This is a genomic window from Erythrobacter sp. Alg231-14, assembly GCF_900149685.1.
Classification (GTDB): domain Bacteria; phylum Pseudomonadota; class Alphaproteobacteria; order Sphingomonadales; family Sphingomonadaceae; genus Erythrobacter.
This window is the reverse complement of sequence record NZ_LT702999.1, coordinates 590,029-612,985: the sequence shown is the minus strand read 5'-3', so window position 1 is coordinate 612,985 and position 22,957 is coordinate 590,029. Positions and strand designations below refer to the sequence as shown.

18 protein-coding genes and 1 tRNA gene are annotated in these 22,957 nt (G+C 56.3%); 12 read left to right on the top strand and 7 right to left on the bottom strand.

Annotation, left to right across the window (positions count from 1 at the left end; translation table 11 throughout):
- Positions 1-4 precede the first annotated feature (4 nt).
- Positions 5-2,323: a PBP1A family penicillin-binding protein gene (locus BQ8290_RS02790; RefSeq protein ID WP_108787433.1), complete on the top strand. Its 2,319-nt coding sequence runs from the start codon at positions 5-7 to the stop codon at positions 2,321-2,323.
- Between the two features lie 102 nt (positions 2,324-2,425).
- On the opposite strand, the gene BQ8290_RS02785 is transcribed toward BQ8290_RS02790, so the two are convergent.
- The 3 genes from BQ8290_RS02785 to hflK all read right to left on the bottom strand — a co-directional run bounded on the left by BQ8290_RS02785 (position 2,426) and on the right by hflK (position 6,195).
- Complete coding sequence (locus BQ8290_RS02785; RefSeq protein ID WP_108787431.1) at positions 2,426-3,958, bottom strand: Do family serine endopeptidase; 1,533 nt, start codon at positions 3,956-3,958, stop codon at positions 2,426-2,428.
- Between the two features lie 228 nt (positions 3,959-4,186).
- Positions 4,187-5,023 (bottom strand): SPFH domain-containing protein, encoded by an 837-nt coding sequence (gene hflC, locus BQ8290_RS02780; RefSeq protein ID WP_108787429.1) that lies wholly within the window; start codon positions 5,021-5,023, stop codon positions 4,187-4,189.
- The gene (gene hflK / locus BQ8290_RS02775) at positions 5,023-6,195 is read right to left on the bottom strand and encodes a protease modulator HflK (RefSeq protein WP_108787427.1); all 1,173 of its coding nucleotides are present in this window, start codon (positions 6,193-6,195) and stop codon (positions 5,023-5,025) included. Before hflK ends, hflC begins: the two co-directional genes overlap by 1 nt.
- A 127-nt stretch (positions 6,196-6,322) precedes the next feature.
- On the opposite strand from hflK, the gene BQ8290_RS02770 reads away from it, so the two are divergent.
- The 4 genes from BQ8290_RS02770 (at position 6,323) to BQ8290_RS02755 (ending at position 12,380) form a co-directional block, all read left to right on the top strand.
- Positions 6,323-7,360 carry a P-loop NTPase gene (locus tag BQ8290_RS02770; RefSeq protein ID WP_108787425.1) on the top strand — a complete coding sequence of 346 codons (1,038 nt, stop codon included), beginning with the start codon at positions 6,323-6,325 and terminating at the stop codon, positions 7,358-7,360.
- A gap of 3 nt (positions 7,361-7,363) precedes the next feature.
- Positions 7,364-9,712 (top strand): molybdopterin cofactor-binding domain-containing protein, encoded by a 2,349-nt coding sequence (locus tag BQ8290_RS02765; protein ID WP_108787423.1) that lies wholly within the window; start codon positions 7,364-7,366, stop codon positions 9,710-9,712.
- Between the two features lie 84 nt (positions 9,713-9,796).
- Positions 9,797-10,870 carry a ferrochelatase gene (hemH, locus tag BQ8290_RS02760; protein WP_108787421.1) on the top strand — a complete coding sequence of 358 codons (1,074 nt, stop codon included), beginning with the start codon at positions 9,797-9,799 and terminating at the stop codon, positions 10,868-10,870.
- Between the two features lie 106 nt (positions 10,871-10,976).
- Positions 10,977-12,380, top strand: a complete 1,404-nt coding sequence (locus BQ8290_RS02755) for a cytochrome P450 (protein WP_108791802.1) — start codon at positions 10,977-10,979, stop codon at positions 12,378-12,380.
- A 34-nt stretch (positions 12,381-12,414) separates the two neighbouring features.
- Here BQ8290_RS02755 and BQ8290_RS02750 read toward each other — a convergent pair whose 3' ends face one another.
- Positions 12,415-12,585, bottom strand: a complete 171-nt coding sequence (locus BQ8290_RS02750) for a DUF1674 domain-containing protein (protein WP_108787419.1) — start codon at positions 12,583-12,585, stop codon at positions 12,415-12,417.
- 59 nt (positions 12,586-12,644) lie between these two features.
- Here BQ8290_RS02750 and BQ8290_RS02745 point away from each other — a divergent pair, with 59 nt between their 5' ends.
- A complete protein-coding gene (locus BQ8290_RS02745; protein WP_108791800.1) occupies positions 12,645-13,904 on the top strand; it encodes a transcription antitermination factor NusB in 1,260 nt (419 codons plus the stop codon).
- A gap of 10 nt (positions 13,905-13,914) precedes the next feature.
- Here the strand turns inward: BQ8290_RS02745 and BQ8290_RS02740 are convergent, their stop codons facing one another.
- Both BQ8290_RS02740 and msrA read right to left on the bottom strand, forming a co-directional pair.
- Positions 13,915-14,760: a hypothetical protein gene (locus tag BQ8290_RS02740; protein WP_337660939.1), complete on the bottom strand. Its 846-nt coding sequence runs from the start codon at positions 14,758-14,760 to the stop codon at positions 13,915-13,917.
- Between the two features lie 22 nt (positions 14,761-14,782).
- Entirely contained in the window at positions 14,783-15,328 is a 546-nt protein-coding gene (msrA, locus tag BQ8290_RS02735) for a peptide-methionine (S)-S-oxide reductase MsrA (RefSeq protein WP_108787415.1), read from the bottom strand.
- A gap of 157 nt (positions 15,329-15,485) precedes the next feature.
- On the opposite strand from msrA, the gene BQ8290_RS02730 reads away from it, so the two are divergent.
- The 3 genes from BQ8290_RS02730 to folK are packed head-to-tail and all read left to right on the top strand — an operon-like array spanning position 15,486 to position 17,756.
- The gene (locus BQ8290_RS02730; protein WP_108787413.1) at positions 15,486-16,352 is read left to right on the top strand and encodes a class I SAM-dependent methyltransferase; all 867 of its coding nucleotides are present in this window, start codon (positions 15,486-15,488) and stop codon (positions 16,350-16,352) included.
- 40 nt (positions 16,353-16,392) lie between these two features.
- Positions 16,393-17,283, top strand: coding sequence for an N-carbamoylputrescine amidase (gene aguB / locus BQ8290_RS02725; RefSeq protein WP_108787411.1), 891 nt, complete (start codon positions 16,393-16,395; stop codon positions 17,281-17,283).
- A gap of 5 nt (positions 17,284-17,288) precedes the next feature.
- Positions 17,289-17,756 carry a 2-amino-4-hydroxy-6-hydroxymethyldihydropteridine diphosphokinase gene (gene folK, locus BQ8290_RS02720; RefSeq protein WP_108787409.1) on the top strand — a complete coding sequence of 156 codons (468 nt, stop codon included), beginning with the start codon at positions 17,289-17,291 and terminating at the stop codon, positions 17,754-17,756.
- 127 nt (positions 17,757-17,883) lie between these two features.
- On the opposite strand, the gene BQ8290_RS02715 is transcribed toward folK, so the two are convergent.
- Complete coding sequence (locus tag BQ8290_RS02715; protein ID WP_108787407.1) at positions 17,884-18,396, bottom strand: PEP-CTERM sorting domain-containing protein; 513 nt, start codon at positions 18,394-18,396, stop codon at positions 17,884-17,886.
- 244 nt (positions 18,397-18,640) lie between these two features.
- On the opposite strand from BQ8290_RS02715, the gene BQ8290_RS02710 reads away from it, so the two are divergent.
- From BQ8290_RS02710 to BQ8290_RS02700, 3 genes are all read left to right on the top strand, one after another.
- Entirely contained in the window at positions 18,641-20,203 is a 1,563-nt protein-coding gene (locus BQ8290_RS02710) for a tetratricopeptide repeat protein (RefSeq protein ID WP_108787405.1), read from the top strand.
- A gap of 141 nt (positions 20,204-20,344) precedes the next feature.
- Positions 20,345-20,420: transfer RNA gene (locus BQ8290_RS02705), tRNA-Lys, on the top strand.
- 423 nt (positions 20,421-20,843) lie between these two features.
- Complete coding sequence (locus BQ8290_RS02700) at positions 20,844-22,877, top strand: oxidoreductase (RefSeq protein WP_108787403.1); 2,034 nt, start codon at positions 20,844-20,846, stop codon at positions 22,875-22,877.
- The last annotated feature ends 80 nt before the right edge of the window (positions 22,878-22,957 follow it).

The window sequence follows — 22,957 nt, the reverse complement described above, 5'->3', positions numbered from 1 at the left end:
TGTAATGTCTAAGCGGGGTGACAGCCTTCAAAACAAAGGCAAGCGCGGCTCTCGCCGGGCTGCGACTGAGCGTGCGAGTGCGGGCAAGGCGTCCGGAAAACAGAGGCTTTCGCGCAAGGGCAAAGCAGCATCCAATTCCGGTCCCAAGAAACCATCATTTCTTTGGAAATGGACCAAACAGCTGACCATTTGGGGCACCGCCGCTGGTGTTCTAGGTGTGATCTTTCTTGCGTTTGCGGTCGGGTTTGCGGCGCGTGAGATACCTAGCTTTCAGGAATTAAAGGCCAACCAAACGGGACAAACGATCTTGGTTCGTGCCCGCGATGGCAGCGAAATTGTTGAGATTGGGCCCAGTTTTGGCGAGTGGCTGGACCATGATGAGATTCCGGAAAACATGCGCAATGCGATGATAGCGGTCGAAGATCGCAGGTTTCATTCGCATTTCGGGATCGATTTTTGGCGCACAGGCGGCGCGATTGTCGAAGGGATTACCGGTTCGCGCGCGCGGGTCGGTGGCACATCAACGATTTCCCAGCAATTGGCACGCAACCTTTTCCTGTCATCCAACCGCACGGTGGACCGCAAAGCGCGTGAAGCCGTCCTAGCGATGGCCCTCGAATGGCGGTTTTCGAAAGAGCAGTTGCTCGAACTCTATCTGAACAAGGTGTACTTTGGCGGCGGCGCATACGGCGTCGACAGCGCGAGCCGCAAATTCTTCAGCCATCCCGGCACAGAATTGAGCGTAGCCGAAGCATCGATCATTGCCGGACTTGTCAAAGCGCCAAGCCGCTATTCACCCACCGCAGATGTCCAAGCCGCGGTGGATCGGGCTCAAGTGGTTTTGAGGTTGATGCGTGAACAGGAATATATCACCGAAGCGCAAGCATCCGTTGATGTCGACACGGTCGAACTGAAACAGCAATCGGGCCAAAACTCGGTTCGCTATTTTACCGATTGGGCGCTTCCGCAACTCGATCTTTTGCTACCAGAAACTAACGCGCCGCTTGAGGTCTGGACCACATTGGACGTTGGAATGCAGCGCGCGGCCACCGCGTCTATTGATGCCAACACGCCGGGCGAAACACAGGGCGCATTGGTTAGCCTTGATCGCGACGGCGCGATCCTCGCTTTGGTGGGCGGCACCGATTACGTAGAAACGAATTTTAACCGCGCGACCAACGCGATGCGGCAACCGGGTTCATCGTGGAAATTGTTCGTCTTCCTCGCTGCATTGGAAGCTGGATACACGCCCGATGACAAAGTCAAAGATGTACCCGTCACCATAGACGGGTGGAGCCCGCGCAACGCAAACGGGCGCAATGTCGGCGATACAAATTTGCGCACGGCCTTTGCCTACTCGATCAACACGGTCGCGGCCCAATTGGGCAATGAAGTTGGTTTCGGAACCGTGGCCAGCATGGCGCGGCGGTTCGGTGTCAGCAGCCCTATATCGACCTTCCCATCGATGGTGTTGGGATCTTCTGAGGTAAGGTTGATCGAAATGACGCGCGCTTTTGCAAGCGTTTCGGCAGGCGGGATGGCGGTTGAGCCTTACGGCATTCTCAAAGTAACAACCGCCGATGGTGAGACAATTTATGAGCATGAAAAGTCGCGCGAAACGCAATTGGTGCCCGACTACGTTGCCGCAGGGATAACGGATCTTCTGCAGGCAGCCGTCCAGACGGGTACGGGCCGTGCGGCCCAAATTGGTCGTCCGGTTGCGGGTAAGACCGGCACAACCAGTTCAAACAAGGACGGTTGGTTTGTCGGTTTTTCAAGCGGGATTACAACCGGCGTTTGGATGGGCCGCGATGATGCGAGAGCCGTGCCCGGCCTCCAAGGCGGACGCGCCCCAGCTCAGGCGTTCGCCGCCTATATGCGGTACGCGGTGAAAGATCGGGCTGTTGAAGAATTCGACACCGAATTGAATTTGCCGGATTGGCGCCTTGAGCCCGATGAAGAGGCGATGTTTGGCGACCCAGACGATTACTACTTTATCGATGAGCAAGGCAATCTGATCGAACCGGGCCGTCGCGAAACGGGCGACGATGGCTTCGAAGGCGCGTTCGGTGATGGACGAAATGGCGGGCCGGTCGGTGGAGGTGTCGGCGAGGGCGGTTTGGCTCCAATCCCAGAGCTTGAACCACCATCCGCCGCCAGCCAGGATTTCCTAGATGAGGCCACGGGGCAAAATCGTCCGCCACGCAATGCGCCGCCCGAACCTGAGCCCAACTCTGTGCCGCCTCCGGCGATTGCCCCACCGCGGGATCCGGGCGAGGGTGGTTCGAACAATGTACCCAACACCTCGTTCAACAACAGGTAGGACGACGGCCAATTTGCGCCTCAATGGCGCCAAAAGAAAAGCCCCCGATCAGCGATGCTGACCGGGGGCTCATTCACTTTGTGGGTCGGTTGCTGGGCCAGTTTAGCGCAAACGCACCGGCAAGAAGCGCGGTGGTGCGCCGCGGCGTTGGATGCGCAACAATACGGCGTCGCGATTGTCTGATTCCGCTGCGGTGATCTGTTCGCGCAGACCTTCGATTGTGCTGATCGCCTGATAATTGGCAGATAGGATAATGTCGCCCCGACGAAGCCCTTTGCGGCCTGCATCGGAATTCGGGTCAACCGCACCAACAACCAATCCGGCTGTATCCGAGCCCACACCTAGGCTGCGCGCGATTTGCGGCGTCATTTCCAGCACTTGGAGGCCCAATTTTTCAGCAATCATTTCGTCGGATTCGTTCGGAGCCATCGGCTCTTCGGAATCCGGGTCAAATGTTTGCTGTTGTTGCGCAAGCTCTGCTTCGCTTGGACGTTTGCCCAATGTTGCGTTGATCGCAATCCGGTTGCCATCACGAATGGCTTCGATCGGAACGCTTTCACCTGGCGCGATGTTCGCGACGAGGAATGACACCGTTTGTTCGGATGTCACATCCTGACCATTGACGCTCACGATGATGTCGCCGGCACGCAGACCGGCGTTCTCCGCCGCACTGTCGTCTTGGACCGATTGGACCATTTCACCACGATTGCGCGGCAGGCCAAGGGAATCGGCCAAATCGTCGTTCATCGGTTCAAGGCTAACGCCGAGGAAGCCACGCTCAATCTCATTGCCTTGCCGCAATTGCTCTACGATTGGGGCAGCGATTTCCGCTGGGATGGCAAAACCAATGCCGACGCTGCCGCCGCTAGGTGAGAAGATCGCGTTGTTGATGCCGATCACGTTGCCGCGCATGTCGAACAACGGTCCGCCCGAATTGCCGCGGTTGATGCTGGCGTCGGTTTGAATAAAGCGGTCATAGGCGCCGCCTTGGCCGGTGTTGCGATAGACCGCCGATACGATGCCCGACGTTACGGTGCCGCCAAGACCAAATGGATTGCCGATCGCGACAACCCACTCACCCACGCGCGTTTGAGCTGAATCGCCAAAATTCACGAAGGGAAACGTGTTTTCCGATTGAATTTTGAGAACAGCCAGATCGGAGGCGGCGTCCGCGCCGATCAATTCCGCCTGATACTCGGTGCCATCGGGCATAGTGATGGTGATTTCTTCGAGCGTCGCCCGGTTGTCCGGCGCCACAACGTGGTTGTTAGTGACGACGAAGCCATCGGCACTGATGATAAAGCCCGAACCGAGCGATTGCGCTTCGCGCGTCTGCGGCTGATTGTTGCCGCCTCTGCGCCGATTGAACAATTCAGCGAACGGCGTGCCAGCGAATGGGTTGCGATCAACCTGAATTGATTGGCGCGTCGCGATATTGACCACCGCGGGCTGCAATTGCTCGGTCAGATCGGCAAAGCTTGCCGGTGCACCTTCGATGGGAACCACCTGATTCATGACAGAATCAGCATTTTGAGCGACCTGCGCGCCTGCGGGATAGCCAGTCATCAACGAGACCGCTGCACCCCCCACCAAAAGCGCGCTCGTCAGTCCATAAACATACCGCACGTTGCTCACGTCCTCTCGTTCCTTTTCATTTTGGGCAGCATACCGCGCCCTTTTTCTGTTCCAGTTACGTCCCCAGAATGCGCTTAGACGCACTGAACGGAGATTGAACACACTTGTAGTCGGTAGAGCCCTGTTGGCGGTTCATCCGATTGCTCGCGCGTTCCTTCATTGTGTTTGTTCGGCGGATTCGCGTGAACAGTTACCGCCAGTCTCTAATCCGTCGACAAAGCCAATGTCTTAACGTTGACCGCGGAATTGACGCAGATATTCGTTGTCCGGCGACATAATGATCGAGCTTTCTCCGCGCCCCTCGCCGCGCGCAAAGCTTTGTTCGTAGCTTTGCATCGCGCGATAGAAATCGTAGAAACTGGCGTCTTGGCCAAAGCTCTCTGCGTAGATACGGGCGGCTTCGGCGTCAGCCTCTGCGCGGATGACTCGAGCGTCACGTGCGCCGGCCGCACGGATTGTGCGGGCTTCGCGCTCACGATCTGATTCCATGCGTTGGAATGCTGATTCGAGCGGCGCACCAGACGGCAAGTCGGTCCGTTTGATCTGAACATCGATTACTTCGGCACCGTATTGGCGTGCCTCTCTGTCGAGGTTTGCTCGGACATTGGCCAATGCTGTGCCGCGCTCTGCGGTCAACATGCTGGCAAATGTGCGTCGCCCCAATTCTTGACGCAAAGCCGAGTTCAAGATCGGTTCCAGCGCGACGACAACACCGTCGGTGGTGTTCGCCCGTTCAATCATGCGAATGGGGTTGATGATGCGGAAACGGGCGTAGGCACTTACCAAAAGGCGTTGTTGATCGTTCGAGAGAACTTCCTCGTCCGTCATTTCCAGATCCAGCACGCGTTTTTCAACGCGACGAATGGAATCTATCAATGGTGCGCGAATGCCCAAGCCGGCGGAAAAATCGCTTCCCGGGCGGTTGTAGACATAGATCGGTTCACCCGCGCGGACGACAACGACTTGCTCTTCTTCGTTGACGACAAAGACGCTCATCGAAAGGCCGATCAGCGTGATGCCCAAAATGACAACCAACCAGCGATAGTTGTTCCAAAGATTTTCCATTATTGGCCTCCCGCCTGAGTTGGTGCAGCAGGAGCCGGCTGCGCGGCGTTTGCCCGGCGGCGTATTTCTGGAAGCGGTAGATATGGCGTCACGCCTTCGGCTTCGACGATAGTTTTGTCAGTCTGCGCCAGAACACGCTCCATGGTTTCATAATACAGACGTTGTCGGGTCACACCCGGAGCAAGGCGGTATTGTTCATACACCTTGCTGAACGCTTCGGCCTCACCCTCGGCGGTAGCGAGAGTTTGTTGCGCGTAACCTTGCGCTTGGTTTCGGTTGCGATCGGCGTTTTGTTCGGCAACCGAGACATCGCGAAAGGCTTCGACAACTTCGCTTGGCGGGTCAGCCTTGGCAATTTCGACACCAACGACTTGGATCCCGGCTTGATACGCGTCGAGCGTTTCCTGCATCCGTTCACGCACTGCCTGTTGGATTTCGGAACGACCTTGGCCCGAGAACGTGTCGTCCAGCGTTTTTTCGGCGACCGATGCGCGCATCGCAGCTTCGGCCACTTCGTTAACCGTCTGAACCGGTTCAGCCAACTTGAATTTGAAATCGCTCAAATTGTTGATCCGCCAGCGGACGATGTAGCTGAGATCGACGAGGTTTTGATCCCCGGTTAGAATCAGTTTCTCTCCACTTCCATCGGGAATGTTCACGGCGCGAACGCCCTCGACGTCTTCGACATCAACAGTCTCAATCGGGAAGGGGAACGACATATGAAAGCCAGGTTCCAATGTCCGGTGAAATTCGCCCAACCGTTTGACTACGGCGTTTTCGCGCGGCTGGATCAAGTGCAATCCAGTGAACAGCCACCACAAAATCACGGCACCAAAAATCAGTATTGGGGTCCAACTGCGTCCACCTGGAAGTTCAGGCATTTGAAAGCCGGGTCCGCCACCGCCGCCAGAACGGCTGGGGCCCTCGGGGCCCTTATTCTTAAAAATGTCTTCTATATTGGCCGAGCGGCGCCCGCCCGGTTTTTGGCTGCTGCCCCCCGGTAGCCAAGGATTGCGAGGACCATCATCACTTCCAGATGCTCCCCCGCCTTCGCCATCATCGCCGCCGCCGCCATCATCGCCGCCGCCGCCGCTTGTGGGTTTACCCCATGGGTTTTTCTTACCGGCCATAGCCAGCCCGACATTGTGTTTAAAACCATCAAACATTCGCATCCTACTCTTATAGGAACGCAATCTGAGGAAAAACAGGGGTCGCAATAATGAAATTGGTGTGAAATTGCCGCGAAATTGGTGGTAGGGGCATAATGCGACCTGCAACACCGACAATTCTGCGGATATAATGACTCAAGATTCCCATAAAAATCAGTCCTCTGACACTCCGCCCCGTGATGCTGCGAAGGACGATGCATTGATCCGCGCTGCATTGCCGATTGAGATTTCAGGAAGGATTCGCTCCGCTCGCATTGTTGATCAACGCGCGGTGATCGTCGCTGAGGCCGGTGATTTGGGCGCAAAAGCCCGCGAGGAGCTGGAAAAACTGATTCAAAACGCCTTGGTCGAGAATGATCAGGGCGGTCTGGTGGATGTGAACGAAGCACGGATAGCCTTGATCGCAGACCGCCGTCGGCGGATGATCATTGCCGTGGGATCGGGCAAAGGCGGAGTGGGAAAATCAACTCTCACGGCGAATCTGGCGGTGGCTTTGGCCAAAATGGGTCGCAAAGTCGGCGTAATTGACGGCGATATTTACGGCCCCTCACAGCCGCGGTTGCTGGCCACGGATCGCGAACAGCCGATGAACCAAGGCGACAAACTTGTCGCAATCGATAGCCCACATGGCGTCAAAGTGTTGTCGATGGGCAATGTTGTACCCCCGGGCAAAGCGCTTGCGTGGCGCGGGCCCATGGCCGGTAAAGCGCTTGGTCAATTGGTAGACGCGGTTTGGGATGACACTGAATTGCTCTTAATCGACTTGCCGCCGGGCACAGGCGATGTGCAAATTTCGATGATGTCAGACAGCAAACCCGACGGCGCTGTTCTGGTCTCAACCCCTCAAGATTTGGCTTTGTTGGATGCCGCGCGCGCGGGTCAGTTGTTTGAAGACGGCGAAGTACCCATCATTGGTTTGGTTGAGAATATGGCCGGGTATGCTTGTCCTCATTGCGGTGAGGTTAGCGACCCGTTCGGTCAAGGCGGCGTGGAGAAATTTGCAAAGGCGCTAGAGATTCCATTCCTGGGCCGGATCCCACTGACCATGGAAACACGTAAAGCGGGCGATGCGGGACAACCGCCTGCTTCTCTAGACGGAGAAGGCGCGGCCCCGTTTGTTGCGATTGCCGAGCGGCTAGACCGCTGGATGAAATCGGGGGCTGTGTAAGCCATGCAGATCACTCGGCGCGGGTTGGCAACCGGGGCTGCATTGGGCGGCGGATTGCTTGTCGCTTGGTGGTTTTTGCCGCGCGACTACCCCAATCCGCTTGAACCGGCGCGCGGCGAACATGTTTTCGACGCTTGGATTAAAATTGGGGAGGATGGGATCGTAACGGTCGCTGTGCCGCAATTGGAGATGGGGCAGGGGATCACCACCTTGTTGCCCCAAATCGTGGCGCAAGAACTGGGCGCGGATTGGCGTCAGGTCGCGGTGGAGCCAGCGCCGGTGGCGGCCGCTTATCCCAACGTGCCATTAGCCAAGAAATGGGCGCCTTTGTGGGGTTCTTTTGCGGCAGGCTTGTCAGAAACAAGCGACGATATGCAGGCGCGCGCGTTCGCTCGATCCGAACGGTTCACTGCAACAGCTGAAGGCACATCGATCGCCGCTTATGAAGCATCTTGCCGATACGCCGCCGCTGCGGCGCGCGCGATGCTTGCTCAAGAGGCCGCTTCGCGTTGGGACACATCCTGGGAAGAATGCGTGGTTGACGACGGTATAGTCAGCTTTGGCGACCAAAGCGCAACGTTCGGCGAACTTGCGGTGGGAGCGGCAGATCAATCCCCGCCTGAACCACCGCCAATAAAGCCCGATGCGCCAAATGCCGCCGCCGTTCCCGTTTCCAGCTCAACTGTGAATAAAGCTGCGGCGCAACCGGGATTTGGTCTTGAAGAACCGGCGCAATTGCCCGATTTTCCGCGTGTCGATCTGCCATCAAAGGTCGATGGCGGCTTCACTTTTGCGTCCGATGTTCGTCTTCCCGGAATGGTCTTTGCAGCGATCCGTCACGGACCAAGCGATGGAAGCGAATTGACAGGATTCGACCCGGATGCGGCATCGCAGATTGGCGGCATAGTCGGCGCGGTCAAAACGAAACGATGGCTTGCTGTGGCGGCGACCACATGGTGGAGCGCTGAGCGGGCTTTGAACGCGATGGAGCCGCAATTCACCACAAGCTTTCCGGTGAACAGCGACGATATAGACGCCCGTTTGGACACGCTGTTATCCGCCGGCGATAGCTTTAAAACCGCGGAAACCGGTTTTGGCGAAGAAGCTTTGACCCGCGTTGATGTGGCTCGTCGATATGAAGTCGAGCCCGCCCATGCCGCACCGCTCGAAACGGCCAGTGCGGCAGCGCGTTATGCAGACGGTCGGTTGGAATTGTGGATCGCGACACAGGCCCCCGAACAAACGCGCAAAGCCGCGGCCAAGGCGGTCGGTCTAAGAACCGAAGACGTGGCGCTTTATCCCATGCCGGCCGGCGGAAGTTTTGATTCGCGGCTTGAACATGACCACGCCATTGAAATTGCGCATATTGCAAAATCGCTGGGCAAACCGGTTCAGCTGACTTGGAAGCGGCGCGAGGAATTGATCAAATCGCGCCCTCGTGCACCATACTTTATGCTGCTGGGGGCGCAGTTGGCCGGCGGCGACACAGGCGCCGGCAGCGGGGCGATCGACGCACTCAAGCTCCGTGTCGCAACCCCTCCGAGCGCACGAGAATTTGGTGAAAGGTTGTTCGGCAATCTGACGTCGTGGGCGGCGATCCGCGAATCCAGTGATCGATCTGATCCATTGGCTCTTGAAGGGACCGTCCCGCCCTACGAATTGCCGAGCGTCACGGTCCGCCACATTCCCGTCGAAACGGGACAGCCAGTGGGCCGTGTCCGCGGCAATTCGCATGTGCCATCGGCTTTTGCGATCGAAAGTTTCATCGACGAAATCGCCGCGAGCGCAATGCGTGAACCACTCTCCTATCGCATGTCGATGTTGGGCAGTGACATTCGATTGGCGGCGTGTTTGCAGCGCGCCGCATCGATGGCGCAATGGAACGGCGGCGTGGATCAAAGTGGTCAGGGGATTGCGTGCTATCGCATTGGTGATGCCGAAACAGGTGGGCGGATCGCTTGCGTTGCTACCGCGCGTCGCCAAGCGGGCGAAGGCGATAGCGGTGTGCGAGTGACCCGCCTTTCTGCGGCGGTCGATATTGGACGCATTATCAACTTGGATATTGCACGCCAGCAAATCGAAGGCGGATTGCTTTTCGGTTTGGGAATTGCGTTGGGCAACGCCCTTAGAATGCGTGGCGGATTGCCCACCAGTTTTGAGTACGCCGATTTGGGTCTGCCCACCTTGGCCGATTGTCCCGAGGTCGAAGTGGATTTCATAGCCAGCGAAGCGACCCCTGCTGATCCGGGAGAGCTTGGCGTTGCTATTGCTCCGCCGGCCATTGCAAATGCACTGTTCTCGGCGACGGGCCTAAGGCTGCGCCGGCTTCCCCTTTTGTCAGGCGGGATCTAATCGGATGGCTTGTCTGAGCGTTTCATCGATGGCGACTAAGCCGTATTCGGGCACAAAAAGTGACAAAGAGCGTTTCTCGCAATCATGACTTGGCAAAAACAACACCTTCCCGATAATCACACACCGGTGAAAAGCGGCGCAATTGGCGTGTTGCTTGTCAATCTGGGCACACCAGATGCGCCCGATCCGGCCTCGGTCAAACGCTATCTCAAGCAATTTCTTTCTGACCAACGGGTTATCGAGATTCCTGCAATTGCTTGGCAGCCGATCTTGCGTGGGATCATCCTCAACACGCGCCCCAAGAAAAGCTCGGTTGCCTATTCCAAAATATGGACCAAGCGCGGATCGCCTCTTGCCGATATTACAGCGTCTATCGCTGAAGCTGTTGCAGTGGAGTTAGGCGGCTTCGATGCTGCGCAAAAGAACGGCGATGATGAGGGCGTCAAACTCGTCGTCGATTATGCCATGCGATATGGTTCTCCGTCGATAGAACAACGCATGACCGAGATGATGCGGGAGGGGTGCGATCGGATCCTAATCGCGCCGCTCTATCCGCAATATTGTGCGGCGACGACAGCGACTGTGTTTGACGAGGTGGCCCGTGTGATGGCCGCAATGCGATGGCAACCCGCTCTTCGTTTCCTTCCGCCTTATCATGATGATGCGTTGTATCTTGATGCGCTGGCCGACGATCTTACTCGGCAAGTCGGCGCTCTGTCATTCCGTCCGGAAACGATGCTGTTGAGCTTTCACGGAATGCCGCAAAGGACACTAGAAAAAGGTGATCCGTACCACTGTCATTGCCACAAGAGTGCTCGACTGTTGCGAGAACGCCTTGTCGGGCGACCTGAGTTTGACGGGGTGCGGTTTGAAACCACGTTCCAATCACGCTTTGGTCCGGCCCAATGGTTGGAACCCGCAACCGACGACACTCTGATGGCCGAGGGCGCGAAGGGGACCAAGCGATTGGTCGTTGCTGCTCCGGGTTTCGCCGCCGATTGTGTTGAAACGCTTGAGGAACTGGCTTTGGAAGGACGCGATCAGTTTCTAGAGGCCGGTGGTGATGAATACGCTGTGCTTGACTGCCTCAATGTCTCGGATGCTGGGGTTGTTATGATCAACGGGATCATTCAGCGCGAATTGTCCGGCTGGATTTAGGGCGGCTCGATACTATCTCAATTTGGGTGGCGGTGTATTTACACTGTGGTAAGTTGCATCAAGCATACGAACTTAGACCAAGATCAACCCTCGGAGCATGCCCGATATGGCCACCCTCGCCAAAGCTGAAGCCCAGAACGATCCCGTGTTCGACCATTGGAGCGAAGGTGTTCCGACTGAGGCTGATATTGCGCACATTCCCGGCGATGCCGGTTGGCCGATTGTCGGCAACACTTTCACCCAACTTGCTGACCCGCACGCTTTTACGCAGGAGCGGGTCGAGAAATTTGGTAAAGTCTACAAGACCTATGCTTTTGGCGGTTGGAATGTCGCTCTAATCGGTGCGGATGCGAATGAACTTGTCTTGTTCAACAAGGATAAGATTTTTTCGAGCGAGCAAGGGTGGGGTCCGGTTTTAGACCAATTGTTTCCTCGCGGTTTGATGTTGATCGATTTTGATCATCACCGGATTGACCGCCGCGCGCTTTCCATCGCCTTTAAACCGGGACCGATGCGTCATTATTCCGGGGCTCTTAATTCTGGCATCGCGCGCGCAGTGGCGAATTGGGAAGGACCAATGAAGTTCTATCCCGCTATTAAAGAACTAACATTGGATCTTGCTGCGGACAGCTTCCTTGGCATTCCATGGGGACCAGAGGCGGATCGAATCAACACGGCATTTGTCGATATGGTGCAGGCATCTGTCGCACCCATTCGGACGCCGTTGCCGTTCACAAAAATGAAGCGTGGCGTAGATGGCCGCGCCTATATGGTCGAGTATTTGACCAAAGAAACCGAGCGTCGTCGTCTGCAGGGCGGCGGGCAAGATATGTTCAGCCAATTCGCCACTGCAACGCGCGAAGATGGCGAAATGCTGCCGGTTGATCAGGTGGTTGACCACATGAGTTTCTTGATGATGGCCGCGCACGATACGATCACATCGTCCGCAACCGCTTTGATCTACCAGCTCGCTATCAATCCAGAATGGCAAGAAAAGGTTCGCGAAGAGGTCATGGCGGTCACTGGCGGGCCAGACGGCAGCGGCGAAGCACGCGCGCTTGATTATGACGACATGAGCAAACTTGAGCTAACGGAAATGGCTTTCAAAGAGGCGTTGCGGATGATTCCGCCTGTGCCTTCGATGCCCCGCCGCGCGATCAAGGACTTCGAATATGGCGGTTACAAGATTCCCGCCGGGCAAATGGTCGGCATCAACATCAATTGGACCCACCATTCCGAAGAATACTGGGACAATCCCATGGTCTTTGATCCGATGCGTTTCACACCTGACAAAGTGAAGGCGCGCCACAAATACGCCTGGGTGCCGTTTGGTGGCGGTGCGCATATGTGTTTGGGTCTGCACTTTGCCTATATGCAGGTGAAGGTTTTGATTGCACAGTTGCTGCAACGTTACCGCATTGAAGCAACGGAGGGATATGCACCCGCATGGCAACCGTGGCCAATCCCACAACCCAAAGATGGGCTGAAGGTCGAATTCAAAAAATTGTGATGGGCTGCGCGCCTAGCTGAGCACTGGGTAAATTCTAGAAATCGCGCGCGATGCCATTCTGCTCCCAATCGCCGTAGCGGGTTGGGGAAAGGTCGCGCGGTTCGTCTTTCATAGGATCCACAGCTTTGGGCTTTGGCACGGGATCGTTGCTCCAATGCGCAGGTTTTTTGAAAGATTTTGCGGAGGGCGATTTTTCTTTGGTCATATCAATTGATCAATGCGCGTGCTGGCGCTTGGTTTCAAGCGGCGTTATGGGGACGCGCAATGGCCAATCAAAAAACTAAAATCGCTGGACTGCCCGCGCGGCGCGCGGCGCTGAGAATGCTCGATGCTGTGATGAGGCGTGGCGAAACGCTTGATCAGGCCGAGAAATCGGCGCTGTCAGGGGTGAATGCCCCTGCGGATCGCGCCTTGGCCCGCGCCATTGTGGGCGAAACGTTGCGTTGGCTGACAGATCTCGATGCGTTGATCGACAGTGCTACGCGCAAAAACCTTCCCGATGATGCAAAGCCGCGAAGCGTGCTGCGTCTTATGTTGGCGCAATCTTTGCGACTGGACACTCCCGGGCATGCGGTTGTGGCGACCGGATTGGAATTGTTGTCCGGCGGTCCGAGGCGCTTGGCGCATGGCGTTTTTTCCGCCTTGATGAAACGCGAAGTGTCGCTGCCTGATGTTCCGACATTGCCCGATCGGGTGATGGTCCGTTGGGAAGATCGCGCTCACGCCATTGCCCCCGGTCTGATCGACCCACCAGAGGTCGATTTGGCAATCAAAGCACCCGCCGAGGCGCAAGAGCGGGCCACAGCCATGGGTGGGATCAGCCTTTCGTCTGGCCACGTCCGTTTGCCACGCGGGACGCCGATTGAACGCCTGCCGGGCTTCGACGACGGGGCGTGGTGGGTTCAGGATCTGGCAGCACAAATTGCGCCCCGATTGTTAGGGCAAGGTGACGGACGACGCGCTCTCGACCTTTGCGCCGCGCCGGGTGGAAAAACCCTAGCTCTGGCTGCGGCGGGGTGGCGGGTGACAGCGCTTGATATCAGTGAGAAGCGGTTGGAATTGCTTCGAGAGAATTTGAAGCGCACCAATTTAGAGGCGGACATCGTAAAGGCTGATGCGCTTGAATACGCGCCTGAAAAGCCGTTCGATGCCATATTGTTGGACGCGCCGTGCACCGCCACCGGGACAGCGCGCCGCCATCCCGATGTTTTGCACCGGGTTGGGCCTCGTCAGATTGGTGAACTGATCGAAACGCAACAATCGTTGATTTATCAAGCCATAGAATGGCTGCCCAAGGGTGCGACTTTCCTTTACGCAGTGTGTTCATTGGAAGTCGAAGAGGGAGAGGATCAGGCGGCTTGGATTGATGAGACCTTTGATCTCACGCCTTCGCCGATTACCAATGATGAGTTGCCTGCTGGATTGCAGCCCACCAAGGAAGGCTGGCTGCGGACGCACCCCGGAATGTTGCCAGATCAAGGCGGGTTGGACGGGTTCTTTATGGCGCGATGGGTTAAGCCCTAGGCCTAAACGCTCAATTCCAATTCAGCGTGATCTTCGCGCAGTCTTTGCCCAATTGTCGCAACACGAATTGCGTGGTGTCGCGCGACGGACGTTCGCAACGAAGGTCGAACGGAGTACCGAGTTCGACATAGCGATTAAGCTCCATTTCTCCGCCCACCACGTCAATTTTTGGATTGCCTTGGGTCAAGCAAAGCGCCTGCCGTGCGACTTCGATCATATGAACCGAATTCACATGATCGCCCGATCCACCAAGCATTGGGTTTGCCGGCGGCAGACCATTTTCACGACTTACCAACGCATTGATTGTGTTGGGATCGTCAGCAGATATGGGCGCTACCAGTGCGTGTTCGCTGGGGCCAATGCCGAGAGCTTCTGGCGCGGCAAAGAGAAACGGTGCTGTCGTCGTTTCTCCGCGTGCAGCGTGACCATTCAGTTTGGCTTTTTGCTTGGCCTGTTCGCGCCATTCTTCGAAATTGCGGTTCTTAAAAACGACGCCGCGTCCCCGCATCGTCGCAATCTCACGATCGACTTCATCAAACAGGGTTAGGCGGAAGAAATCGTTATTGCCCTGAGATTCGCGTGAATAGACGCCGTGTGCGGCGATCTCTGCATCGGGGTCGCCGCATTGCCATTCGGTCCAAGTTAAGGCCGACCATTGTCCCTCTTCCATACCGCCCAGCGCCATGATTGAGCCGATACTGGCCCAGAAATTTTGGGCCTGAATGACGATAGGATGGCGGGGAGCAAGTGCAAGCCAAGGCCATTCTGCCACACTGCGCGAGCAAATGAACTGCACCGACCCATCTGAATTGATGACATGGTCACTGGTGTAGGACTGCGTAAATTGTCGAGCCATTTTCCCCTCGCGTCCGTGCGTCTTAGCTCTTCACATATTTCTGAAAGCTCTTGCGCAGCTTCATGATCTTAGGTGGAATGACGGCGACGCAGTAGGGGTTTCGTTGACCTTCGCCATCCCAGTATTCTTGGTGATAGTCCTCTGCTGGGTACCAAGCGGAGGTTTGTTCGTCGCCTGCCAAGCCCTCGACGGTGGTCACCGCCGTCTTGCCATTCTCTTCATTCCAGCGGGCGATTGCAGCCTCGGCCTCTACATTCTGTTCTGCGGAGAGGGGAAAGATGGCGCTGCGGTATTGGGTGCCGATATCGCCGCCCTGACGGTTCAACTGGGTAGGATCATGCGTGCCCAAGAACACGTCATAGATCTCCGGCAATGAAATAGTATCGGGATCAAAGGTCACCCGTATACCCTCGGCATGGCCGGTTTGCCCGGTGCAGACCTCTTTGTAGGTGGGATCGATCTTGGTGCCTCCAATATATCCGCTTTCCACCTCGGTTACGCCGATGACATCGCGGAACACGGCCTCTGTGCACCAAAAACATCCGCCTGCAATAATCGCCTGTTGCATCCGAGAATTCTCCTTTGTCGGCACAAATCGTTATAGGCGACATAGGGAGGCGGCGCGCGATTGCCAGAGGCGTCGGTTCGGCGGTGTTCCTCTTGTCATTGCGGCGTCACGGCGTAAGGACATAGGCTATGTTCTTTAGAAGAGAGGATTGATCCCTATGAAACGTACCCTTCTCGCTCCTGTTGCCGCGCTCGCCGTTAGCACCGCCATGCTCACATTTACAGTTCCTGCTGCTGCTGATGGGCATGTTGAGGCGACCGCTCCATCGCTTGATGACGTGTTGGCGCATGAACGCCGCGATGGCGACCGTGCCCGCGATCAACACCGTCGCCCAGTCGAAACGCTCGACTTTTTTGGCGTGGAACCCACGATGACGGTTGCAGAATACGGCCCCGGTGGAGGCTGGTACACCCGCGTCTTGGCCCCGTATTTGATGCCCGCAGGTCAATACATTGCTTTCAACGCAGACAGCGATGCGCGCACTTATCGCAATCGGGCGCAAGAGGCGCGTTCGAAGGGCTGGACAGAACGGTTCACCTCTGGCCTGGCCGAAGCGATGGGCGTCGATGCCGACAGCGTGATGGCATTTGAAACCGACGAAATGCCAGAAGGCGCCGCGGGCAGTGTTGATCGTGTGTTGATTTTCCGTTCGATGCACGGCTTGAACATCGGCAACAACGCCGACGAAGTGCTTGGCGCGGCGCGGATGATGTTGAAAGACGATGGTATGGTCGGTGTGGTCCAACACCGCGCCCCAGAAGGCGCAAGTTACGACGATTACGGCGCTCGCCAGCGTGGTTACATGCGCAAACAAGACGTGGTCGCTATTTTCGAAGCCAACGGTTTCGAACTGGCTGCAGAAAGCGAAATCAACGCGAATCCAGCTGATCCCGCAGATTGGGAAATCGGTGTTTGGACGTTGCCCCCCGTCTTGGCCACAGGCGAAGATGACGAACGGCGCAGCGAATATCTGGAAATCGGTGAAAGCGATCGGATGACGCTGCTGTTCCGCAAAGCGGATTAAGCCACACCAGTACGAAGCTTGAACGGGCGGCGGCAAGGATATGACCAAACTCACTGTTGCCGCCCTTCAGCTTGCGCTTGGCCACGCGGATGAAATGGCCAATATTGCTGCCGTATCCGCCCTAGTCGAAGAGGCCGCAGCACGCGGCGCGAAGATTGTCCTGCCGCCGGAATTGTTCTCTGGGCCGTATTTTTGTCGGGAAGAGGACGAGGCGCTGTTCGCGTTGGCGCGGCCGACGTTTGAACACCCCAGCGTTATTGCGATGCAGGCCTTGGCCGAACGGTTGAAGATTACGATCCCAACCAGCTTTTTCGAACGTGATGGCCATCACTATTATAACACACTCGCGATGATCGGTCCTGATGGTTCCTTGATGGGTACCTATCGCAAAAGCCACATTCCCGACGGGCCGGGCTACGAAGAAAAATTCTATTTCCGGCCCGGCAATGATGGATTCAAGGTCTGGGATGTTCCGAACGATGACGGCGCCAATGTCCGCATTGGAGTCGGGATTTGTTGGGATCAATGGTATCCTGAATGCGCGAGGGTCATGGCGTTGCATGGTGCAGAAGTGTTGTTGTATCCCACGGCAATTGGATCCGAACCCTATGACATAAACCTTGATACAAGCCGCATGTGGCGCCGTGCGATGATCGGTCACGCTGTGTCCAATTGCATGCCTGTAGTTGCGGCAAACCGGATCGGCATCGAAGGCGGAGCGGGGCCGGATGAGAGCGGCGCTCAGAGTTTCTATGGCCATTCGTTCATCGCTAATGAATGGGGCGATTTGCTGGATAGCTTTGGCGCCAAGGAAGAAGGGGTAGTTGCCGCGACACTCGATCTGGCGCAGGCAGCGGCGCATCGCGCAGGAATGGGATTTTTCCGCGATAGACGCCCGCAATTGTACGGTCGCATCGCCGACGACGTATAACATATATGAGTAGCACCTTCCTTATCGCGCTAGGGTCCAACCGGCGGCACGTTTTGTATGGCGACCCCCGCGCTGTTGTCGCCGCAGCGATGGAGGAATGCGCTGCCCTAGGCACAGTATCGGCGCGCTCTCCCATTATGGCTTCTGAGCCGATGGGGGCCGCGCAACGGCGCTTTGCCAATGCGGCATGTTTGATTGAAAGCGAATACGACCCGGCGGCTCTTCTCGCGGGTTTAAAGCGGCTAGAGAAAGAATTCGGGCGGCGGCGGGGTCAACGTTGGGGCGACCGAGTGTTAGACTTGGATATCATATTGTGGAGTGAGGGCCGTTACACGTCTGGCGCGCTGACCGTGCCTCATCGTGAATTTCGCAACCGCGATTTCGTTCTTAAGCCTGCAAACGCGATCGCAGGTTGGTGGCGTGATCCGATCACGGGGCTGTGCATTCGGCACTTGCTGGCCCGACTAGGATAGACATTGCGGTCACCCGTCGAAGTCCTTCAAATCGCTGCTAGCCCCTGATTGGCCTCCAAAACGGGAAAACGCCCCACCGGATGACCGATGGGGCGTTTTTGAAGTACCAGAGGACCAGTTCTGAGACTTAGGCTGCGGTGGCTTTCCGACGGCGACGGCCAAGGCCGAGAGCCACAAGAGCCAGACCGAACAGGCCAAGCATGCCAGGAGCAGGAACGTCTACTACGCGGTAGTCGCCAACGCTGCGAACATAGTCGCCTGCAACCACGGGATCGCCCCACCATGACCAAAGGTTGATGCGACCGTTATTGGTCGTTTTCATCATCCATGGGTGGAAGCGGCTGCCGTTTTGACGGGTCGGCGTGTAATCGGTGCCGTTGATGTTACGGATGCCGGTCATGTCGCTGAGCGTGAACATGAAGCTTGGGTTGGCGCCGCCTTCGAAATTGGCGAATTCTGCGCTTTCGAACGACACGTCGATGTTGTCGCCTGTCCATGTGCCGGTTTGCGTGTCTGTGTTGATGGTCAGAACGTCGCCGTTCGTCATGTCATACTCAAAGATCGCTGCCGAAGCTGGCGTAGCTGCGACCATGCTGGTTGCGGCGAGTGCGATTGCAGCCTGTTTTGTGAATTTACGCATTACTTACCCCCGAGAGTGGTTTTTGATGAGACGACCAGTTTTCGGCGTGTCTCAATTGACTTCGAAATTAGTAAACTCACCTAAGCAAATGCTGTGCCACTTTGATCAGAACGCGGAATTTCTGAGGGTTGTAGTGGTTAACGTGATCGGGGGCGGATCCAGGTTTGTAAGAATATCCGACGCTCAGAAGGCAAAAGCAGCGACGAAAACCGACCGTTAATTATCTCAGGCTAAACCGCAGGCCATGTTGAACAACAAATCCCTATGGCGTTCGCGCGCTACATTCGCTCTTTTCCTTGCGCCTGTTATGGTTGGCGGACTTGCCGCATGCGACAGCGGGCCAAGTGATCCATTCGCAGCGGCTCAAATAGCGTTCGAGAATAGCGAGCCGCGCACCGCGCTTGATTTGATCGGTCAAGCGATAGAGGCTGAGCCAGAAAATCCAGCTATTCGTATGATGGCGGGCGACATCGCAATGGCATTGGGCAATTCCGATAGGGCCATCGCTGAATTTGACCGAGTGCCAGAAACGGCGCCCCAGTATTCGTTGGCGCGCGCCAAACTGGCCGAAGCACAAGTGATGGGCAACTTCCTCCAAGCCGCTGCTGAGACGGTGGACACGTTGTTGATGGACAACGCGATGGCCTACACCGCTTCTATTGGTCTAAAATTCTCGCAAGGCGAAACCGATGCAGGTTTCGAACTGCTTGATCGGGGGCTGACCATTTTCCCAGATGATCCACGTCTCGTGACCATCGATGCCGAACGCCTTTGGGCGCAAGGAAAGGCGGAAGAGACGTTCGCTCGCCTGCAACCGGTATTGGAAGTACGCCCCGCCGTGTCACAAGCGCATTTGTTCGCCGGCCAATTGCGGTTGGGTACACGTGACGCCGTCCAAGCACAGGCACATTTCCAGAATGTACTGACGGTGCAGCCGAACCATCAAACTGCAATGCTCGCGATGGCTGCCATCTCGAGAGATCGCGGTGACACGCAAGAGGCCGCCAATTGGATCAATAAAGCCAATGAGGCAGGAAAACCGCACCCTATCGGACTGCTCTTTGCGGCCCAGATGGCGTATGATGCGGGCGAAATCACGCGCGCTTTTGAATTGATTGAGCAAGCCCCGCCGGTTTTCTCTAGCGAGCCGGAATTTGCCCGATTGCGCGGGTTTATTGATGCCGGGCGCGATCAACACGCCATGGCGGCCATGGCGCTGGGTGATTATGTGAAAGACACCGGTGGTGATCCCTTGGCTCGCCAAGTTTTGGCAGATAGCCTCGCTCAGCAAGGGGACTTTGAGGGGGCATGGAATGCAATCGAGCCGGTTGTTGACCACCCACAAATGGATGGCGCCGGGCTGTTGCTGGCGTTGCGACTTTCAGAGGAAACCGGTCGGGGCGATTCGGGCCAAATCCGATCGTTAATTCAAAAACGCGATGGGGCCCCCTCAATCGCTGCGCAAATGCGCGAAGCCGGCGCAGCGATTCGCTCGGGCGATTGGGCCGAAGCCGACGGAATTTACGCCCCCCTGATCGATGGCGCCGGTCGAACTGACCCCGCATTGTTGAACAATGCAGCGGCTGTGAAAACAAAATTGAATCAACACGACGCGGCCATTGCACTAGCGCGCAGAGCGCTGGTGGAGGCGCCCAACAGCCCAGAAATAATGGACACTCTTGCGTGGGCATTATGGGAAAAAGGCGGCGCAATCACGGAGGCGCGCGAGTATTCTGATCAAGCGCGGCAGGGCGCTCCGTCCAATCGCGAAATCCTTGAACATTGGGCGATCATTCACGCCGATTGATCACGCATGGTCATGCGTTCGTGCAGATGTATTTTGCAAGGTAATGCAACTCATCTCAATGAGCGTCTTGACCCAGCGCCGCACCCTGACTAGGTGGGCGCTCCGATGCGGTCCGCGTCACGCGCGATCCGCACCCTTTGGGGGCCCTTAGCTCAGTCGGTAGAGCAACTGACTTTTAATCAGTAGGTCGCTGGTTCGAACCCAGCAGGGCTCACCACCTATATCTTCCCAAATTGGACGCATTCCTGAACTGGCTAGAAAAGTCATGTCCGCCTGATGTCCGTTTGACCTAAGGAATTTGCACTTCGTCTGTCTCGGCCTTCACACATAGTGTGTTCCAAAGCGTCGCGAACTCACTGCATGCAACTTCGCTTTCCAGAAATGCCGTCTCCGGTCCCATGGCGACGAACCGCTCGAAGCCATCGAAACCACCAAAGCTGCTTTTCGCATTCACTTCGCCGCCTCAACGAACATCGCTCGCCAGTCTCGCGCCGGTGCCATACCAATGGATGGCAGACTTCAAAAAATGATAGTGTCTTTAAGACCGCATTTTAGGGAAGGGATGTGATCTTTCGACAGAAGGCGCGCGCAATTTTTTCGCCAATGCGAGAATCAGCCCTACTATAAAGGCTCTAAAAACATGTCTGCACACCCCAAATATCCGCATCTGTTTTCACCTTTGAAAATTGGCGGTGCGACGATCAAGAACCGTATTTTGATGGGGTCGATGCACACCGGGCTTGAAGATGTCGAGAACGCTGGAGAGCGAATGGCAGCTTATTTTGCTGAACGCGCCGCGGCCGGGGTTGGAATGATCATCACTGGCGGTATTTCCCCCCACCCCAGCGCTGGAAGAGGTGCTACGATGATCAATGCAGAGGACGTGGCCACGCACACTACGGTCACCAAAGCTGTGCATTCGGCGAATCCTGATGTGAAAATTTGTATGCAAATCCTACACAGCGGCCCACTTGCTGGCACGCAGGATTGCGTGGCTCCCTCGCCGGTTCGATCGCGCATAGCGCGCTTTGTGCCGAATGAGCTTGATGAACAGGGTATTGAAGAACAGATTGAGGCGTTCGGCAATTGCGCCAAGCTGGCCGAAGAAGCCGGATATGATGGTGTCGAAATCATTGGTTCGGCTGGCTATTTGATTTCCACCTTCCTGGTTCAGAAAACCAATCAACGCGATGATCGCTGGGGCGGCAGCTGGGAAAATCGGATGCGTTTCCCAACCGAAGTCGTTCGGCGGGTGCGTGAGAAAGTGTCTTCGGACTTTGTGCTAATCTTCCGCATCGCGGCAATGGATATGCTCCAAGACGGAATGGCATGGGAAGAAATCGTAAGCCTCGCAAAAACATTGCAAGCCGAAAAAGTCGATGTGATCTCAACCCACTTCTGCTGGCACGAAAGCCTTGTTCCGACCATCGCTACTATGGTGCCGCGCGCCGCATTCACTCAAGTTACAGGACGGCTCCGCAAAGAACTCGACATACCGTTGATCACAAGCAACCGGATTAACATGCCGGATGTTGCAGAAGACGTTCTTGTAGCTGGCGATGCGGACATCGTCTCAATGGCCCGACCGATGTTGGCCGATGCGCAGTTTGCGAGCAAAGCGCGCGACGGACGCGAAGACGAAATCAACACCTGCATTGCTTGCAATCAGGCATGCCTCGATCACACATTCGGAGGGAAGCTAACCAGTTGTTTGGTCAACCCTCGCGCCTGTCGCGAAACCGAATTGGTGATGAAGGCCGCTGATGCGAAAAAGCGAATTGCGGTTGTCGGCGCTGGCCCTGCGGGGCTGGCCTTTGCCTGCACCGCAGCGGAACGCGGGCACGACGTTACATTGTATGATGCTGCGTCGGAAATTGGGGGGCAATTCAATCTTGCCAAACAGGTCCCTGGCAAAGAGGAATTCTATGAAACCCTGCGCTATTATTCCAAGATGATTGAGGTGCATGGCATCACACTGCGTCTAGGCAACCGAGTCGATGCAGAGGCGTTAAAAAACGAGGGCTTTGACGAGGTGGCGATTGCGACCGGAATCAAACCGCGCGTTCCCGAAATTCCGGGGATCGGCCATGCAAAAGCGGTTTCTTATATCGATGTTATCCGCGGCAATTGCGAAGTGGGCAAGAAGGTTGCGATCATGGGTGCAGGCGGGATCGGTTTTGATGTCGCCGAATTGATCACGCATGAAGGGGAAAGCGGCGCGCTCAATATCGATGTTTTTGCCAAGGAATGGGGTATCGATTTTCAAAACCATCCACGTGGCGGAGTAACGGGAATTGAGCCCGTGGTTGCGAAAAATGATCGCAAAGTCACCCTGCTTCAGAGGAAGACTACCGGCGTCGGCAAAGGTCTGGGCAAGACTACGGGTTGGACCCATCGGCTCACATTGCAGCGCCGCGGCGTGCAAATGGTCCCGGGAGTGGAATATCTAAAGATTGATGATGATGGTCTGCATGTATCGATCAATGATGAGCCGCAACTGCTCGACGTTGATACGGTTGTGATTTGCGCCGGGCAGGAGCCGCTGCGGACATTGTATGACGATTTGCAGGATTGCGACATGACGTCACACTTGATCGGTGGTGCTTATGAAGCGGCCGAATTGGATGCGAAAACTGCGATCAAACAGGCGACAGAGATCGCGCTCGTTGTGTAACGCCTTTGGCGCTGATCATCTCGAACTCGATCATGATCCATTGCTGGTTTCGCCGTGCGAATTGGCGGCCGCAGAAGGCC